This is a genomic window from Mesorhizobium sp. M0701 (genome assembly GCF_040320365.1).
In the GTDB taxonomy this organism is placed as follows: domain Bacteria; phylum Pseudomonadota; class Alphaproteobacteria; order Rhizobiales; family Rhizobiaceae; genus Mesorhizobium.
The window spans coordinates 28,938-44,072 of record NZ_JAMYPO010000003.1; the positions used below are offsets into that span (position 1 = coordinate 28,938).

General features: G+C 60.8%; 11 protein-coding genes. 1 reads left to right on the forward strand and 10 read right to left on the reverse strand.

The genetic code is table 11. The features are described from left to right. Positions 1-9: 9 nt before the first annotated feature. Both NKI24_RS04075 and NKI24_RS04080 read right to left on the reverse strand, forming a co-directional pair. Complete coding sequence (locus NKI24_RS04075) at positions 10-1,308, reverse strand: HlyD family type I secretion periplasmic adaptor subunit (RefSeq protein ID WP_352743531.1); 1,299 nt, start codon at positions 1,306-1,308, stop codon at positions 10-12. A 242-nt stretch (positions 1,309-1,550) separates the two neighbouring features. Beyond that, positions 1,551-3,302, reverse strand: coding sequence for a type I secretion system permease/ATPase (locus NKI24_RS04080; RefSeq protein ID WP_352449675.1), 1,752 nt, complete (start codon positions 3,300-3,302; stop codon positions 1,551-1,553). Positions 3,303-3,709: 407 nt separating this feature from the next. Between NKI24_RS04080 and NKI24_RS04085 the strand changes: the two genes are divergently transcribed. Then, the gene (locus NKI24_RS04085) at positions 3,710-4,402 is read left to right on the forward strand and encodes a N5-glutamine methyltransferase family protein (protein ID WP_352449674.1); all 693 of its coding nucleotides are present in this window, start codon (positions 3,710-3,712) and stop codon (positions 4,400-4,402) included. Between the two features lie 100 nt (positions 4,403-4,502). Here the strand turns inward: NKI24_RS04085 and NKI24_RS04090 are convergent, their stop codons facing one another. The 8 genes from NKI24_RS04090 to NKI24_RS04125 all read right to left on the reverse strand — a co-directional run bounded on the left by NKI24_RS04090 (position 4,503) and on the right by NKI24_RS04125 (position 14,923). After that, on the reverse strand, positions 4,503-4,769 hold the full coding sequence (locus tag NKI24_RS04090) for an acyl carrier protein (protein WP_023675628.1): 267 nt from the start codon (positions 4,767-4,769) through the stop codon (positions 4,503-4,505). A gap of 56 nt (positions 4,770-4,825) precedes the next feature. Then, positions 4,826-6,382, reverse strand: coding sequence for a class I adenylate-forming enzyme family protein (locus NKI24_RS04095; RefSeq protein WP_352743534.1), 1,557 nt, complete (start codon positions 6,380-6,382; stop codon positions 4,826-4,828). Next, the gene (gene asnB, locus NKI24_RS04100) at positions 6,379-8,400 is read right to left on the reverse strand and encodes an asparagine synthase (glutamine-hydrolyzing) (RefSeq protein WP_352743535.1); all 2,022 of its coding nucleotides are present in this window, start codon (positions 8,398-8,400) and stop codon (positions 6,379-6,381) included. The genes NKI24_RS04095 and asnB overlap by 4 nt, the downstream gene beginning before the upstream one ends. Before the next feature lie 3 nt (positions 8,401-8,403). Continuing rightward, positions 8,404-9,387, reverse strand: a complete 984-nt coding sequence (gene nadE / locus NKI24_RS04105; protein ID WP_352743785.1) for an NAD(+) synthase — start codon at positions 9,385-9,387, stop codon at positions 8,404-8,406. Then, positions 9,384-12,122 (reverse strand): AMP-binding protein, encoded by a 2,739-nt coding sequence (locus NKI24_RS04110; RefSeq protein ID WP_502901430.1) that lies wholly within the window; start codon positions 12,120-12,122, stop codon positions 9,384-9,386. The genes nadE and NKI24_RS04110 overlap by 4 nt, the downstream gene beginning before the upstream one ends. Positions 12,123-12,375: 253 nt before the next feature. Further along, positions 12,376-12,624 (reverse strand): hypothetical protein, encoded by a 249-nt coding sequence (locus NKI24_RS04115; protein WP_352743539.1) that lies wholly within the window; start codon positions 12,622-12,624, stop codon positions 12,376-12,378. A gap of 500 nt (positions 12,625-13,124) precedes the next feature. Then, positions 13,125-14,024: a proline iminopeptidase-family hydrolase gene (locus NKI24_RS04120; protein ID WP_352743541.1), complete on the reverse strand. Its 900-nt coding sequence runs from the start codon at positions 14,022-14,024 to the stop codon at positions 13,125-13,127. 173 nt (positions 14,025-14,197) lie between these two features. Beyond that, positions 14,198-14,923 carry a LuxR family transcriptional regulator gene (locus NKI24_RS04125; protein ID WP_352449669.1) on the reverse strand — a complete coding sequence of 242 codons (726 nt, stop codon included), beginning with the start codon at positions 14,921-14,923 and terminating at the stop codon, positions 14,198-14,200. Positions 14,924-15,135 lie beyond the last annotated feature (212 nt).

The window sequence follows — 15,135 nt, forward strand, 5'->3', positions numbered from 1 at the left end:
GCAACCGCTTTACTGCCTGAAGGCCCTGGAAAACTGGTCGGTAAGGGGCTTCATCAAGTAGGACCAGACACTGCGCTCGTCGGTTCTTATGTGGACTTCGGCGGGCATGCCCGGTTTGAGTATTTTCTCTCCTGTCAGGCACGTCGCTTCATTCTCGACGTCGATGCGCGCCGAAAAAAAGGAAAGCTGGCGTTGCTGATCCTTGATCAGATCCGCTGAGACGCGCTTGACCGAGCCTTCGCAAGCAGGTGTGGTGCCGGCGTCGAACGCTGGAAAGCGGATCGACACCTGCTGTCCGGGATGAATCTCATCGATACGCGACGGAGGAACGGAAGCGTCGACGACAAGGTTGTCGGAATCGGGCACAATCATCATGAGCACCTCTCCTGCGCCAATCACGCCTCCTACGGTATGGACCGAGGATTCTTGTACTGTGCCCGATTGCGGGGCACGAATGTCTGTCCTGCTGAGTTCGTCTTCGGCCACCACCTGGCGCTCGCTGAGCTCGGTCTGCTTGGCTTCCGTTTCGCGAAGTTCGTTGGTCACGTCGCTCCGCATTTGTTCGTCGAGCTGAAGCACCTGCAGGTCCGTTTCACTGATGTGAGCTTGTACCTCTGCTATCGCTGCGACAAGGCGTCCCGATTCGCCGCGAGCCCGGGTCTTGTCCAGGCTGACATTGCTCAACCTCTCCTTGGACACCAACTTCTTTGCGTAGAGAGATTCGACATCCGCAAGGTTCTTGGTCAGCAGATCCAGAGACTCGTCCGTTGCAGACTGCTGCGATTTGAGGCCATCGATCTGACGTTCCAGCTGCTTCGCGCGGCTTTGTAATTGTGCCTTCTGGCCAGCCAGCGCCGCAGCACGGCTTTCAAACAAGGCACGCTCGCCACTGACAAGTGCCACCACTTGCGGGTCGCCCATTTGAGCGCGAAGGTCGGGCGGGATCTGCATTTCCGGCAGACCCTGGCGCTCGGCCTCCAGTCGGGCCAGACGAATGGTGGCGCGATTGAGGTCCTCGGTGATTATCTGCAGGTTTGCTCGGGTCAATGTGTTGTCCAGCCTGACCAACACATCGCCGGCCTTCACATGATCGCCGTCCTGCGCGAAGATTCCGCCGATGGTGCCGCCGGTTTGATGCTGGACCTTTTTAATGTTGCTTTCGACCACCACGGTTGCGGGCGCAATCACCGCGCCGGCAATCTTGGTCAATCCCAACCAGAGCCCTCCGCCAAAGATCAACAGCAAGCTGGTTGCCAGGCCCAAGAGCAGATTGGCCCGGATGCCATCCGGCTCTGGCTTCGTCTCCAACGAACGGCTTTCGCCATCGGCTGCGACGTATGACGACACGGCAACAGCAGAGCGATACCTCGCATATGCCCGGCTGCACCTTTGTGCGGCGGAACGACAATGTGCTGCTAGGCTCCGGACCAGAGTATCCCAGGGTAGATTGGCTCGAATCCCATCCGGCTCCGGCTTCTCCCCGGTCGGCTGGCCTTCGCCGCCAACCGCAGCATATGACGACATGCTCACGTTAGACACTAAGCAATACCTCACGCATGCCCGCTTGCACCGTGCTGCAGCGGAACGACAATGTTTGTCTTGTCCGGGCGCGGGAAGGGCCGGATCACATTTGCCAGAACGTCTTCGCGCGAGCCGAACGAATGGAGCATCCCGTTCGACAGGACGAGTACCTGATCGATGTTGACGAGAGCGGAGGGGCGATGCGCAACGACGATCACGATACCGCCGCGCTGACGCACTGCCAGGATTGCGCCGGCCAAAGCAGCATCACCGTCTGCATCCAGATTGGAATTTGGTTCGTCAAGAACGACGAGGAATGGATCGCCGTAAAGTGCCCTGGCAAGCCCGACGAGCTGCCTCTGCCCAGCCGAAAGGGCCGCGCCGCCTTCTCCGATGCGTGTTTGAAAACCCTGCGGAAGACGCATGATCATCTTGTCCACGCCCGCAGCCTTGGCAGCTGCCAGCACGCCTTTTGCGTCGCGCTTGCCGCCGAACCTCGAAATGTTGTCGGCGATCGTCCCGTCGAACAGCTCAACGTCCTGCGGAAGGTAGCCAATATGAATGCCGAGCAGTTCTGAATTCCACTGATCGAGCGAGGCGCCGTCCAGTCTTACCGTGCCACGAAGCGGCTTCCATGCCCCGACCAAAGCGCGCACGAGCGTGGTCTTGCCGGAGCCGCTCGGGCCGACGACCGCCAACCCTGCGCCTCTCGCCAAGTGGAAGCTTACATTGAAGATGGTGGGCTTCTGCAGGCTTGGTGGCGCGACGGTCAATTCCTCGACCGCAAGCTCAGCCTTCGGGCCGGGCAGTTCCATTGGCTCTTGCTGGCTATCAAAAGCATCCAGGGCTGCCGACAGCTCGGTATAGCTTTTGCGGGTTGCCAGAAACCCTCTCCAGTTTGCGATCGCCACATCGACCGGCGCCAGCGAGCGGCCCAGCAATATGGACGATGCAATGATCACGCCAGGCGAGGCCTCGCCGCCGATCACAAGGTAGGCACCAAGCCCTAGCACACATGATTGCAGGGCCATTCGGAGCGTCTTCGACAGTGAGCTTGCTGCGCCGACGACGTCGGAGAGCCGTTCCTGGTTCTTCAGATAAAGATGACTGACCTCGTTCCAGCGCCGGCTAAGCGGGGCGGAAAGGCCCATCGCCTGAACAACCTCTGCGTTGCGGCGGCCGGAGTCGGCCAGAAGCCGCTGCGCTACGAGTGTCTCAGATGCACGAGCCGCAGGTTTGCGGCCGATGATCTCGGCAACCACCGTCAAAAACACAACGGCACATGCGCCGAGCGTTGCCAGCACGCCAAGCGCGGGGTGCAGCAGATAGATGACCACCATATAAAATGGTATCCAGGGAGCGTCGAATAAGACTGTCGGCCCGAGCCCGGAAAGAAAGCCACGTAGCTGGTCCAGATCACGAAGCGGGTGTACCCGGTTCGCATCCGGCCCGGCGACGAGGGGCAGGGAAAGCGAGGCTGCGAACGCTTTTTGCTGCAGATTTCTATGCAGGCGGCTGCCGATGCGGACCAACAGGCGAAGCCTCACAAAATCGAGGAGCCCATAGGCCGCGTAAAGTCCCAGCATCCCGACTGTAAATCCGACAAGAGTCGGCACGCTCTGCGAAGGCAGCACGCGGTCATAGACCTGGAGCATGTAGACGGAGCCGGTCAAGGCGAGGATATTTATCAATGCCGAGAAAACGCCTACGCCGACGAGGCCGTGCACACAGCCGAACATTGCGGAGCGGAGATCGAGCGAGCGCCCTTTGGTCGACTTCATGATGTGCGCTCGTTGACGCGAAATTGCCGCGCAATCTCGTCGATTCTTTCGATGAGGGACAAACTTTAACCTTCCGGGAAGCAGCAGCCCCGCCCCGCTGCTGGAAACATTACGAATTGCTTACATACGTGCCTTCTTTGATTAAAATGTAGCAAAATCGTGACGCCAGGCTGAGAATTCGGCAACCGGCTCGCTAGGCTGGGGATAACCGGGTCGAGTAAGGAGATATTCCTAATCATGACACGGCGCAGAAGCTTATGGTCATCTTTGTAGCATCAAGGCTTCAAAGCGTCTGGGGAGGGATCGGTTTTGATTTTGTCGATCGAGAGTTAAACGGTTTTGAGATACACTTCATCGGTACGCAATTGTCGGCCACCAACGCCGGCTAAATCGGGGAGGCGAGTGTCGTGAGCGAAGAGATCAATGTTGCCGATGCCTACGGCAGGGGGCGCAGCACCTTCATGGGATTGCAGTTGCTGGTCTCGCCCGGTGCGCTTGTTCCTCGGCCGGAAACGGAACTGCTCGGCAAGGCCGCTCTCGATGTCCTGAGCCAACTGAACCTGCCGGTGCCTCGCGTTGTCGACATGTGCTGCGGGGCGGGCAATCTGGCGTGCGCCATCGCGCACCACGCTCCCACCGCGCGCGTGTGGGCAAGCGATCTTACCGACGGATGCGTGGAGGTCGCGCGCCGCAACGTCACCCATCTTGAAATCGAGGACCGGGTAACGGTGCTTCAGGGCGACTTGTTCAGCGCCTTCTCAGGGTTGGAGCTCGACGGCACGATCGACGTGATCGTTTGCAACCCGCCCTACATTTCGGAAAAACGGCTCGAGGGCGACCGTTCGCATCTGGTCGAGCTCGAGCCGCGTGAAGCATTCGCAGCCGGCCCCTACGGCCTGAGCATTCACATGCGGGTGCTCAAGGAGGCGCCGCGCTATTTGCGGCGCGGAGGCATCCTGCTTTTCGAGGTGGGGCTTGGCCAGGACCGGCAGGTCATGAGTTTGCTCGAGCGTTCCAAGGCCTATGAGAGTATCCGGGCAGTCACCAACCAGGCCGGTGAGGGCAGGGTGGTTGTGGGACATACGAGGGCGCAGGCGTAAGCATCGCAGCCGCGGCAGGTAGACGCGCTGTCGCGGCTAGAAACGGCCGGGAAGTTGAAAACAGAGTTGCGCGAGATTTCGGGAATCAGTTTCTCTTGCGTCAGTTTCTCTTGCGCATGACGTATTGCGCAATTCCCTCGATGGAATCGAGATTCTCCGGCAGCAGCTCGCTGTCTTCGACCGTGATGCCGAAGGTCTCCTCGATGAAGCCGATAACCTCGAGCACACCCGTCGAGTCCACGATGCCCTGGTCGAGGAGCGAGGTGTCGCTCTCCAGGCTCTCGGGATCGGCTATATAGAAATTCGAAGCCAGGAAAGCGCGAATTTGTTCGCTGCAGGTATCGGTTCTATCCTTGGTAGATAACATTGATTTCGCCTCCGGTACAAAAGATGAATGCTGATCAACTTCGCCCTGGTACCGACTCATGACAGGGCCGTTTTTTTGAGCTTGCCCGTGTCGGTCATCGGCAGACTGGGTACGATGACGATGGACTTCGGAACCATGAAGTTTTCCAGCCGTCTCTGGCACTCTTTCTGCAACTGTTTTTCACCGATCATGCTTCCCTGCTCCATCACGACAAATGCCTTCACTGCTTGCCCGAGCAGCTCGTCCGGAACGCCGATGACCGCGGCTTCCCGCACGCCCGCAATGTTCATCAACACGTTTTCCACTTCCTTCGGCGCTATCTTCTCTCCGCGCGATTTTATGATCTCGTCGCCGCGACCGACGAAGTAGAGGTAGCCCTCGGCGTCCATCCGGCAGTAGTCGCCGGTGTATAGGACCTGCTCACCCGGCAGCGGGCCGGGCTTGAGCTTCCTGGCTGTCGCCTCCGGCTTGCCCCAATAGCCCTTCATCACCGTCGCTCCGCGGATGACGAGCTGACCAACGACGCCGGGGCCGACCCGCCTGTCATGCTCGTCGACAATCCACATTTCCGTATTGGGGATGGCGATCCCGACGCTCGACGGCTTTCGCTCCAGATCCTCCGGCGGCAGGTAGGTGCAGCGCTTGCATTCGGTAAGGCCGTACATCGAATAGATGCGGGCGCCAGAAAACAGCTCCTGCAGCAGGAGAATGTGCTTGAGCGGCAGGGCGGCCGCAGTGTTCGTGACGTAGCGAATACTCGAAAAATCCTGATCCCTGAGAGACCTGAGCTCCCCGAGTGCGGCGAAGATGGTCGGTACGCCGGGAAAACCCGTCACCCTTTCTTGCTTGATCAGCCCAAGGATCTGCGCCGGGAAGGCGAACGAGCGCTCAAGCACCAGCCGGGCGCCCGCGCCGAATGCCATGATCATCTGGTAAAGACCGTAGTCGAAGGCGAGCGGCAGGACATTGAGGATCACCTCGTCTTCGGCAAGCGCCAGGTATGAGGAAATCGAGGCGCACGCGGCGATCATGTTTCGATGCGTCAGCATCACGCCCTTGGGCTCGCCCGTCGAGCCGGACGTATAAATGATCGCAGCGAGATCGATGTCGATGCAGCGGCGAGCGGGCGGCGTGCTGCGGGCTGCCGCGACCGCGGCGTCCCAGCGCACAGCATGCGGCAATTCTTGCAGGTCGCTGGGTTCGATCGGCCCGGAGACGATCATGCGGCGCAACGATGGGCAATTCCGCGCCGGCTCCCTGAAAATCGAGTGCAGGTGTTTGTCGGTGATCAGTGCCGTCGGGCGGCAATCGTTGAGCAGATAATCAAGCTTGTCGCTTTTGGTGAGCGGATTGACGATGCACACCACGGCGTTGGCCTTGAGCACCGCCCAGAACGCAACGACGGCCTCGACAGTGTTGTCGGCGAAGACCACCACGCGATCGCCACGCGCAATTCCGGCATCGGTCAAATGGTGCGCTATGGCGTTCGAACGCATATCAAGATCGCCATAGGTGACACGTTGATTGCCGCACACCAGGGCCACCTTCTCGCCGAGCCGGCTGGCAGAGTGGGTGAGATAGTCGTGCAGGAGCGGTACGGCGCCATGCATCATGCGAGCACCTCTTCGCGGTGTTCGCGGTCGATATCGATGCTGAGTTTGAGCGTGCGAGCCCCACTCGGACGGCTCGCGATAAATTGCCGATGAAGAAGCTGCGTCGACAGCACCCCGACCAGCGCCATATTGTCGGAGTTGGACAGGTCGCCGTCGCCGGCGCTGGCCTGGCACTTGCTCAGGAGCCGGGTAACCGACTTGGGATCGAAGACGTTCGCTTCGCGCAGCGCCGCCTCCGAAAGTGCTTCGCGAATGTAGGCCGGAGCGCCATCTGCGACAAAGCAAAGCGCGTTGGGAGCCCGGTAAGGCTGCTTCTTGCGGGTGACGATTTCCGACGGCACGATCGGCTGCGCTACGCGCTTCAGCACATGCTTTTCATCGAGCACGCGCAGCTTGTAGGCGGCCGGAAGCGAATTCGCGAGTCTCACGAGTCCATGATCGAGGAACGGGAAGCGCCCCTCGACGGAATGAGCCATCAGCATTCTGTCCCCTTGTGAGGAAAGCAGGTATCCCGACATCAGCGTCTGAATCTCTATATACTGGTCCTGCGCAAGAGAGCCCCATCGCGAAAACTCCGGCGGCAGGCGGGCAAGCAGCTCGGACACGGCGTTGCGGCGCTCCGTTTGAGCGCGCATGTCTGCCGAAAACAGCCGCTTGATGGCGCTTGTGGTACGCCAGCGCGTGCCATGCGCAAAACCAGGCGCGTCACAGGCGTGGATGTCGCGCCCGAAGAACTGGCGTGCCATCGCCTGCTGCTGCACCGGCGAGCGGCTGAGATAGGGATAGAGGCGCTCCAGCAGCCGCGAGCGTCGCGTCGAGGCGGGCTGGCGTCCCCAGAAGCGGCGGACCTTGCCCTCGCGGAACAAATCGTAGCCGGCGAACATTTCGTCGGCCCCTTCGCCGGTCAGCACGACCTTGATGCCATGCTGGCGCACCAGTCTCGAGAGCAGGAACAGCGGCGCCGGCGCGGTCCTGAGGATTGGCCGCTCGGTGTGGTAGATCACCTCAGGGAAGATGCTAGCGATATCGCTGCGCGAAACAACCACCTCATGATGGTCACTGCCGGCCACGCCGGCAACCAGGCGCTGGAAATGCGTCTCATCATACTCGGCGTCGGCAAAACGCAGCGAGAAAGTCTGGAAGCGCTCGCCCGCGAAGCGTCTCCCCAGCGTGGCGACGAGCGAGCTGTCGAGCCCGCCGGACAAATAGCAGCCGACCGGCACGTCGGCGCGTACTATCCTGAGCGCCGTCGCGGCTTCCAGGGCGCTGCGCACTTCCTCCACCGCGTCATCAAGCGAGCCGGTGAATTCATCATCGCCGGGTCCGTCAATCTCTGGATAGTCAGGCTTCCAAAAAGCCCGCTCCCGGACGACGCCGCTGTCATAAATGCGGACATGCCCCGGCGTGAGTTCGCTTACTCCTCCAAACACGCCTTGTGGCGGCGCGACAGTCCAGAGTGTGAAAGTCTGATCGATGCCGGCTGGATCGAAGGCGCGGGGTATATCCGCATCGGCCGCGAAAATGGCCTTCACCTCGCTGGCGAAGTAAAGCCGTCCGCCATGCTCGCAAAAGTGCAGCGGGCAGATGCCGAACCGATCCCGAGACAAGACGAGACGACCTGCCACGGAGTCCCAGATGGCGACTGCCCACTGCCCATTCATTCGCTCGAAGGCGGCCTCGCCCCAGGCATGATAGGCATGGACGATGACCTCGGTGTCGCTGCGTGTGCGGAAGCGATAACCGAGCGCGACCAGATCTTGTCGCAGCTCGACGTAATTGAAGATTTCGCCGTTGAAGACGATCCACATTGTGTCGCCCGCGCCGGCGAGTGGCTGCTGGCCGCTTGCGAGATCGATGACGGACAGGCGGGCATGCGCCAATCCTGCACGTCTGTCCCGGTAAAGGCCGCGCTCGTCCGGGCCGCGATGCGCCAGCGCCCCCGCCATACGTATCAGCGCATCCCGGGAAGGGGACGCCGCTGCGGCGCTCAGCGACACAATTCCGGCGATGCCGCACATCGCCTAGCCCTCGCCCATTGAAGAGGACACCAACGGCCGCGCGTGAAGATAACGTGCGGCGCGCCGCTTGCTGTCGATATCCTTGAAAACCTTCTGGACCTGCATCACGGTGAGGCCGGTTGCCTCAGCGACGTCTTCGTCGGCGATCCCATGGTTCAAGCCGTAGAGGCACAAATCCATCAGATAATAAGGAAGCGCGAAGTAGAACTCCTCCTGACTCTGCGCCATCGAGAAGGTGTCTGTGGTGGGCGGTCTGCGCCGGACCTCTTCCTCCACCCCAAGATATTCGGCCAACTGGTAGACCTGGGTCTTGTAGAGGTGGACGATTGGCATCAGGTCGGCAATTCCGTCGCCCTGCTTGACGAAGAAGCCCTGGTCGTACTCCAGGCGGTTCGGCGTGCCCGCTACCGCGTAGTTGAGGCGGTCGGCATGGTAGTATTCGGTCATCTTGCGCAGGCGCTGCTTGTAGTTGGTTGCAGCGACGATCTGCAGATAGGCTGCCGACGGCAGGCGCACCGTGTCGGTCCTGCCCTCGGGGTCCTGAACCGTGAGGCGCGTGATGTTGAGACCGTTGCTCTCGAGAACCGAGGCGAGCACCAGCTTGCATTTCCAGCCGCCCCCATATTCGGGAACGACGGTCTGGATTGCTTCGGTCTGCCGTCTATAGGCGCCGATCGCTTCCAGGGCCGGCGTTATATCCTCCAGGATCGTTTCGATACCAAGGTGTGCGGCGACAATGCGGCCGAGCCTCAGTGAGTCGCCGGAGGAATGGCGCTCCGGCATGAATATCCCGAGGACCTTGCCTTTCCCAAAGGCGCGAACACACAACGCCGCAACGACGGAGCTGTCGATGCCGCCTGAGAGGCCGACAACCACCCCTCGACGTCGCAGCGTGCCGAAGACCTGCTGGCGCAAGATCTGGACGATGCGATCGACTTCCGCGCCAGCGTCGAGCACCAGGGCGTCTTTGCCGAATGTTGAGATCAGGTCGATGGCTTGTACTCCAGTTTGCGAGACTCGATTGGCGAATAGGTTTTCGCCACCGCTTTCTCGATAAGGGGACGATTGGTGGCGAGGTGAGGCTCTACAACCAGATCGATGTGGCTGCCGACGATCGGAATCACGTCGAGATGGGCGAAGACGCTATCCCAGCCGATTGCCAGAGGCATTCCGGGTCGAGCACAGCGGAACAGGGTGCCTGTGATCGGCAGAGCCGGCTTTGGCTCGGCCACCCACTGGAAGAAGGCTTGCGCGCGCAAAACCTCTTGCAGTTCCAGTTTGGTTCTAAAGCTCGTCGCGTTGAACTGTCCTTGAGCGAAGCGGTCGAGAAACTGGACCAGTTGTGCCTCGCGCTTCATTGCCACGGCGACTTTCGCGAGGGCGCGGCAAGCCATCCGGTAAGCGGACACGCGGTTGGTTCGGATTCGATTGAATGTGCGCGTAAACGTCTCCCAGCGGGCGCTTCGCTCCCCGACGAGGCTGGTGTCGAGGATGCCGAGGAACTTTACGGTTCGCCCCGCTGCCAGCAGCCGCGCCGCAACTTCGAAGGCAACAGCGCCGCCGAGCGAATGGCCGAGAAGTCGTACATGGCCCGAGGGTTGGGCGCGGCGGATCTGGTCGACGGCGGCGTCGGCCATATCGGCGAGGCTGTCTTGTCCGCGCAGTATCATAGCCAGGGCCGGATACCTGATCGGGGCAACACGGGTCACCTTGCCCATCGCTGCTGCAAAGGCAGCAAGGCTCGGGCCATAGCCGACGGACCCCGGGAACAGAAAAAGAATGGGAGGGTCGTGCTTCTGGGCGCGCGCGCTTTGATCGCCTGCCTGGGCGGACACGACCGCGTTGACCATTTGCTCCAGGCTCATCCCGACGGTGAAGGCCTCAAGGCCGAGTTCCTGCCCGATGGCGCTTTCGATTTCCATGACGCAGTGCAGCAGCTTCAGCGAATCTCCTCCGGCGTCATCCCAGCGTCCTGCCGCCACGCGCGTGTTGAGAATGCTGGTCCATGCCCGCTGGACAACCTGCTGTGCGGTCAGCTTGCCTCGCGGCTCGAGCGGACGCGCGGTCGCCGCTGTCTCTCTGGCTGAAAGATCCATCTCTGCAAGTGTCGTGATGTCGACTTTGCCGCTCGGCAGACGCGGAATCTCGGCGATCGTGTGCAACCGCAAGGGACGCAGCGGCGGCGGCAGATTGGTCCTGACAAGCTGGCGAAGCTCGTCCGAAAAGGTCGCTTCGGCCGAGCGCCGAGGAACAGCAAAGGCGACAAGCTCATTCGCGGCCGTCACGATTGCCACGGCATCCGCGACAGAGGGTGCACAACGCAGCACCCGTTCGAGTTCGGCTGGCTCGACGCGTCGACCGTTGATTTTTACCTGGCGCCCCTTGCGACCGACGATGTGCAGTAGGTCTTGATCATCAAGTCGAACGAGGTCACCTGTCGCGAAAATCCGAAGGCCTGGATCGTGCGGGTCTGATGTTGCCGGCACAACCGCCCCGTCCTCCCAATGGCCAAGCAAGACATACGGGCTCCTGATCAGAAGCTCTCCGCTGCGGCCCGGTTGAACGCGGCGGCCCGCTTCGTCGACAATTGCGAAGGTGATTCCAGGCAGCAGCCAGCCAACTGGAACCGAATCTCCATGCTCTTGCCAGTCTCGCGGCAGGAACCATTGCGAGCCGGTGGTCTCGGTTGACGAGTAACCGATCTGGATAAGGCACGTATCGGAGACGGCCTTGCGCAGCAGGGCGATGTCGGTCCAGGGCACCTTCTCGCCACCGATCCGGGCGACTCTGAGTGAATGGAATGCTTCTGCAGGTCCGTCTGCCATAAGCGCACGAAGCAGTGCCGGCACCAGATAGGTGATTGTCACGTCTTCGGATCGCACCAGGCGTTGAACGGCGCGCAAGCCGACCGCTTCGACTTCGACCAGATGCAAGGTGGCGCCGGTGAGAAGAGCAGCAAGAATCTCCCGGCACCCGGCGATTGTGGCGGGTCCTGTCAATGGCAGGAAAACATCATCCGAGTTGATGTGGCACGCATCGACATATTGCTGGACCCGGCACAGCAAGCTGCGCTGGCTGTTAACGATGCCTTTGGGCCGGCCCGTACTCCCTGACGTATAAAGCACGATAGCGGGCGCATCGACCGAGACGGAATAAGAACGAGGCACTTGCCCAGCCTGCGAGGCTGCACTGGTCGACACATCGATCCAACTGACCAGGTGAGGCAAACCATCGGGTCGGACATTGCCCTCGCCCAGGACAGCTGTGAGCCGCGCCCCGGCCACGATTTCAAGGATACGCGAGCTAGGATCTCGCGCGTTGAGTGGCACCGAAGGCCGCCCAGCCGTCATGCCTGCCAGCATGGCAATGGGATACCAGGCCGAGTTGGCCTGAAGAATCCCTATCGCCTGTCCGTCTGGGACGGCCGCCGCGATCTGGTGGGACAGCGTCTCGACTGACCGGAGGAGCTGGGAATAGGTCAGACGATTGGCGCCGTCGCTGATTGCAAGCTTGTCGGGGTACTGGCGGACGACATTTCTCAGGTGATCGAAGGCCGCAATGTTGGTAAAATCGACGCCCAATCTTTGAAATGGGCGCAGTACGGGACCACCCTGATCCAGTGCGTATTGTGGGACACTTGACCAATTATCGGAGGTCGTTGTCTGACAATCCACCGCTAGATCCTGATCCGCGACTTCTGATCCCAAATATGCCGAAGACATGAGTTGCCTACGCTAAGATTAGGGTCACTTATCGCCCCCCGCCCCAATCTTTTCATCGATCATTCTGATGATGCCCTGATCTTCCCTCAAGGACGCTTGGTTAGTCGCTTCGCCTGTTTCGCAAGCCGCCGGCCGAGCCAATCATGCCGGGCTCGCTGGCTGTTGTGGTGCGCATGACACGGACACATGCCAAGGCGGGCTCGAAGACCAAGGTGGGGTCGAAGATGGAATTGCCGCTATTCAGGCATATTGCCTATTCGGTGGTTCTTCCGGACGATACCGGCGATGCTTCGGTGTCGGAATAGCTGCCGGGGACGAAACAATAGGCATAGATCTGTCCCCGATTTTCGTCGGTCACGCGGATCCAATCCCTTTCCCACGTTCGGAAGGTAATACGCCCGCCCGTCATCATAGCTGCGGCTCTGAACGGACTCGGCGCGTTGACAACGCGCACCGAGATAACATCGTCGCCGTCCATACGCTCGACGAGATACGTCTGCATGAAAGCCTCCCCATGCCCCCGCTAGATCACCCGCACTTTAACGCCGGCTAATGAATTCGGTTGCAACTGCTTGGCGAAACTTTGGGTCCGATACTTTCCGTACCCACCGGCAACTTGGTCCTCCGTATCCGTCAGGTTTTTCAGCGACGGGATGCCAGTTCAGGGGAAGGCAGGCTGATTGCGGCCATGCCGGCGACATGCCAATCTGCGCCGCAACGTTTAGGCCTCCGCCTCCGCGGGCAATGGAAAAGGCGCTCGAATGGGTTCCTTTATGCTGTCCGTGTATGCTGTCCGTGATCTGGCATTCTGCCCGTGATTTGGCCTCATCGGACGACCCTGCAGGCCTTTGCGGGAGATCCACATAGCGTGGCGTCGCCATCACCGAGGCACAGCAATGTGCGTCGGCAGAGAAATGGGACGGTCGTGGTTTTCTGAACCTGCCTCACGACGACTGCGTCGTGTCGACGATCCGTTGGAACAGAAGGCCTGGTGCTGGAACGTCAATCGTATTTGGCCAGGAAGCGCCCGACGGCGCTGAGGCAGTCGTGCTTTTCCTCCACATGCGGCATGTGGCTGGAATTCGGGAAGACCAGGCCTTCAACGTACGGGATAAGATCCAGAAAGGGCTGGACGCAGGCCTCGGTCGCTTCGTCGTAGAAGCCGCGGAAAACCAGGGCCGGCGCCTCGATCCGATGCAGGCGGTCGACGATGGTCCAGTTCCGCATCGTGCCGATGACGTGGAACTCATTGGGACCGTTCATGGTGTGATAGACGGTCGGATCTTCCTCGATTGCCGCAAATGTCCGGGCGACCTCTGGCGGCATCGGAACGACGCGACAGACATGACGGTCGTAGAAAGCTTTCGTCGCCGCAACATATTCGGGGTGATCAGTGGTTCCCGCCGCTTCGTGCCGGTCGAGCGCACTTTGCACATCGGCCGGCAACTCGGCGCGCAATTGCCGGGCTCCTTCCACCCACAGCGCCATCGAGGCCAGCGAATTGGCCAGGATCAATGCCTTGAGCCCCTCAGGGCGGCGCACGGCGTGCTCGGCCGAGAGTATGCCGCCCCAGGACTGGCCGAGCAGGGCATAATGGCCGGCAATGCTGAGATGGGCGAGCAACGCATCGAGTTCGCCCAGGAAGAAATCGACGGTCCAGAAGTCGCCGCCCTTGTCCGGCAGATGGGTCGATTTGCCGTTGCCGATCTGATCGTAGTGGATGACGGCTCGCCCGGTTCCGGCAAGCTCCTTGAATGAGTCCACATAGTCGTGGGTGCAGCCCGGTCCACCATGAGCGACGACCAGGGGCAGCTTGCCCGACCCGAGGTCCCCGGTCACACGGTACCAGGTGCGATAGCCCTTGTAGTCGCTAAATCCTTCGGTGATCGCATGTGCCGTCACAGTCCAAGCTCCGCATCATGGCGCGGCAGGAGCCACTTTGGTGCACCCCTCCCAAGCCTTGTTTGCGGCCGACGGTACTAAGCGGCTCGGCGCACTTACAGCTAGCACTATTTATAGGTTCGCCGGTTATAGGTTTGCCCGAGGCAAGGCCGATCGCCCGCAGGTCGCGAGCCTCAATGCTCCGGTTCGAGCAGCCGGTAATGGGCGGCGAGCGCGATGGCATGGAAGCGGTTGCGCGCGCCAAGCTTTCGCGTCGCCGCGTTGAGGTGCAGCGTTGCGGTAGGCACCGCGCGGCCAATCTCACGCGCGACCTGCTTGGCCGTCAGTCCGGCAGCGGCCAGGCGCAGGCACTGACGTTCGCGCGACGTCAGATGGACATGTTGGCAGGTGCGGATTCCGGCGTCGAAACCGGCGTAGGCGGAGTCATGCAGCAGATGACCCAGATCTCCGATCGCGGCGATCAAGGGTCTGGCTTCGAGCTCGAACCCGGCCTCCGGATCGGCACGGATCGCGGTGAAGGTGGCGAGATCGCCGCCGGCAAGGCGAATGGGTACGGTGACGCCGCAGGTCATCCTGGTGTCAAGCAAATAGCTGACCACAGGATCGTGCTTGGACTGGAGCACGCGCTGCATGACGGTGCTCTGAACGCCGCTGTGCGACCAGAGAAACGGTCTCGATACGGTGAGCGCGGCCTCCTGCACCGGGTCAAGCTGATAATATCCGCCCTTGCACCAGAGATCCTGCATGTCGCGCGGCACGTTGCGCAGAGCCATCAACGAGGGCGTGATAAGCTCGCCCTTGTGACTGACCGGCACGGGCGTATAGTCGTAGATGAATGCGGTGAAACCGATGGGCTCCAGCACCTCCGTTGCCACCGCCATGGCAGCGTCGATGCTCATTCCGGTTTGGAACCGGCTCTCTAGATCGCCTGGAAGGCTTTGCATCGGGCAAGCTTACCCGCTGATGATTGCTTGTCAAATAGCCATGTCGGCCGGCTGCTCAACAAATAGGCGGGGATAAGCCTGTCCGACCCTATCTATCTTAATAGCTATCCCGTCCGGCTTCGCTCGCCGTAGTCTTTTGCGATTGGGCCAAGTAGCGGACACCGTTC

Bases quoted from the DNA above. Each gene is read 5' to 3' on its own strand.
- NKI24_RS04095 (WP_352743534.1), bottom strand. From the start codon at position 6,382: ATGATGCATGGCGCCGTACCGCTCCTGCACGACTATCTCACCCACTCT.
- NKI24_RS04110 (WP_502901430.1), bottom strand. From the start codon at position 12,122: ATGTCTTCGGCATATTTGGGATCAGAAGTCGCGGATCAGGATCTAGCG.
- asnB (WP_352743535.1), bottom strand. From the start codon at position 8,400: ATGTGCGGCATCGCCGGAATTGTGTCGCTGAGCGCCGCAGCGGCGTCC.
- NKI24_RS04125 (WP_352449669.1), bottom strand. From the start codon at position 14,923: ATGAGCATCGACGCTGCCATGGCGGTGGCAACGGAGGTGCTGGAGCCC.
- NKI24_RS04080 (WP_352449675.1), bottom strand. From the start codon at position 3,302: ATGAAGTCGACCAAAGGGCGCTCGCTCGATCTCCGCTCCGCAATGTTC.
- NKI24_RS04090 (WP_023675628.1), bottom strand. From the start codon at position 4,769: ATGTTATCTACCAAGGATAGAACCGATACCTGCAGCGAACAAATTCGC.
- NKI24_RS04115 (WP_352743539.1), bottom strand. From the start codon at position 12,624: ATGCAGACGTATCTCGTCGAGCGTATGGACGGCGACGATGTTATCTCG.